Source organism: Nocardioides sp. CPCC 206348 (assembly GCF_048654705.1).
GTDB lineage: Bacteria > Actinomycetota > Actinomycetes > Propionibacteriales > Nocardioidaceae > Nocardioides.
In genome coordinates this window covers 1,728-3,585 of sequence record NZ_JBMCZA010000136.1, presented here as the reverse complement: position 1 = coordinate 3,585, position 1,858 = coordinate 1,728, and the positions used below count along the sequence as shown (strand labels likewise).

The 1,858-nt window shown below is 67.8% G+C and carries 4 protein-coding genes; 1 reads left to right on the top strand and 3 read right to left on the bottom strand.

Annotation, left to right across the window (positions count from 1 at the left end; translation table 11 throughout):
• Positions 1–294 (top strand): sensor histidine kinase (locus ACOADB_RS08720; RefSeq protein WP_378597567.1); only part of this gene is annotated, 294 nt, incomplete at its 5' end.
• On the opposite strand, the gene ACOADB_RS08715 is transcribed toward ACOADB_RS08720, so the two are convergent.
• From ACOADB_RS08715 to ACOADB_RS08705, 3 genes are read right to left on the bottom strand one after another with little or no spacing between them, the layout of a single operon-like run.
• A complete protein-coding gene (locus ACOADB_RS08715) occupies positions 295–894 on the bottom strand; it encodes a DUF305 domain-containing protein (RefSeq protein WP_378597566.1) in 600 nt (199 codons plus the stop codon). It lies immediately after the preceding gene.
• Between the two features lie 34 nt (positions 895–928).
• A complete protein-coding gene (locus tag ACOADB_RS08710; RefSeq protein ID WP_378597565.1) occupies positions 929–1,306 on the bottom strand; it encodes a DoxX family protein in 378 nt (125 codons plus the stop codon).
• A 59-nt stretch (positions 1,307–1,365) separates the two neighbouring features.
• Complete coding sequence (locus tag ACOADB_RS08705) at positions 1,366–1,740, bottom strand: MmcQ/YjbR family DNA-binding protein (protein WP_378597564.1); 375 nt, start codon at positions 1,738–1,740, stop codon at positions 1,366–1,368.
• Positions 1,741–1,858 lie beyond the last annotated feature (118 nt).

Here is a 1,858-nt window from a genome sequence, read left to right as displayed (position 1 = left end):
GTGCACAACCTGCCCGAGTCCGGGGCGGTGTGGGTACGAACCGGCGCACATCGGGCGGGCGTCGTACTCACGGTCGAGAGCACGGGAGAGAAGCTCACCCCTCAACTGGTGGCGACCCTCGTCGAGCCCTTCCAGCGCGGGAACCAGCGGATCCGTACCGACCACGCCGGCATCGGCCTGGGACTGGCCATCGTCCAGAGCATCGTGAAGGCGCACGACGGCACGCTCACCCTGACGCCGCGCCCCGAGGGCGGGCTGGTCGTCAGCGTGGTGCTGCCTTCGGCGACGGGCTAGTCAGGACCCGAGCAGCGCCTTCATCGCGTCGATCTCGGCCTGCTGGGTCTCGATGATCGTCTCGGCGAGGTCGCGTGCGTCGGGGTGTTCGCCCGTGGACTCCTCGTCGCGGGCCATCTCGATGGCGCCCTCGTGGTGCTCGATCATCAGCTGCAGCCACCTCCGTTCGAATTCCTCGCCCTGAGCGGCGTCGAGATCGTCCAGGTCCTCGGCACTGACCATGCCGGGCATGTCGGAGTCCACTGCCATCTCGTCGTCGCTGTGCGCGTTGGCGTGGTCGCGCATGGTCTCGGGGATGGGCTGGCCCCAGTCGGTCAGCCAGTCGACCATAGTCTCGATCTCGGGACCCTGGGCGAGCCGGATCTGTTCGGCCAAGGTGGTCAGCTCGAGGGACGCGTCGGCATCGACCAGGTCGACCATCGACAGGGCCTGGGCGTGGTGCTGGATCATGTCGGTCGCGAAGTCGACATCGGCCTGGTTGAAGTCCTCGCTCTCCGCGATGCTGGAGGAGGGGTGGTCAGCGCCGTGCTCCGGGTCGTCTGAACAGGCGGCGAGGCTGAGCGACACCGCCACCAGAAGGGCCAGGACGTTCTTGTTCATGGTGCTGGTTCTCCCCGGGTGGTGGTCGCGTCCGTCAGAAGGCCTGCGGGCCGATCCGCTCCACCGCGACGAAGACAGCGAGCGCCAGCAGGACGACGGTGAACGCGACGCTCGGCCACTCGTTGCGGCGGGTGTGGGTGATCGCCGCGCCGGCCATCGTGACGGCCAGGCCGATGGCCGCGGCCGGGACCAGCCAGGTGGCGACGTCGAAGGCGCCCGGCAGGATCAGGCCGAGGGCGCCGGCGACCTCCGCTGCGCCGATGAGCTTGATCGTCCCCGGAGAGAACGACTCGGCCCAACCCATCTTCGGGTCAGCGAGGATCTGTTCCTTGGACTTGGCCAGCTTCATGGTGCCGGCCATGAGGAACAGCGCGGCCAGCAGGCCCGAGACGATCCAGACGACGACGTTCAACGCAGGCTCCTTCGGTGGAACTCGAATGTTCCGGTCACCGTCGAGGCTAGTGGACGTGTCTACGACTCCGTCGGCTCGCCGGGTCCGTCGGCGTGCGTGAGGTCGTAGGCACGCGCGACCTTCTGCGGCACCACCATCCGCCAGGCGTCGACGACGAGCTCGCGTGCCTCGACCGGGTCCAGCGCCGCCAGGCTCGCGTGCACCCAGTGGAAGCGCAGGTCCGACTCCGACGGCAGCTGGAACTTGTGCGGATCGCCTGCGACCAGCGCGGCCCGTTCCTCCTTGGGGAAGGCGAAGCCCATCACCGTCTCGTCGAGGGAGAAGGCGGCGTACACGATCTGCTTGACCCGGAACTTCAGGCGGTTGCGCACGTACACCTCGTAGGAGCGCTCGAGCTCGGAGCCCAGCGCTCGTACGTCCTCGATCACGGCCATGGTGGACCCAGCCTCTCGCGTTTTTGGTCGTTCGAAAACAGGGCTTGACCCTGACGCAGCGTCAACCCTTGAGGGTGGTCGCATGAACCAGACAGCAACCGCCATCGACGTCGTCGGG

Coding starts and splice junctions, on each gene's coding strand:
- ACOADB_RS08705 (WP_378597564.1), bottom strand. CDS start 1,740: ATGGCCGTGATCGAGGACGTACGAGCGCTGGGCTCCGAGCTCGAGCGC.
- ACOADB_RS08715 (WP_378597566.1), bottom strand. CDS start 894: ATGAACAAGAACGTCCTGGCCCTTCTGGTGGCGGTGTCGCTCAGCCTC.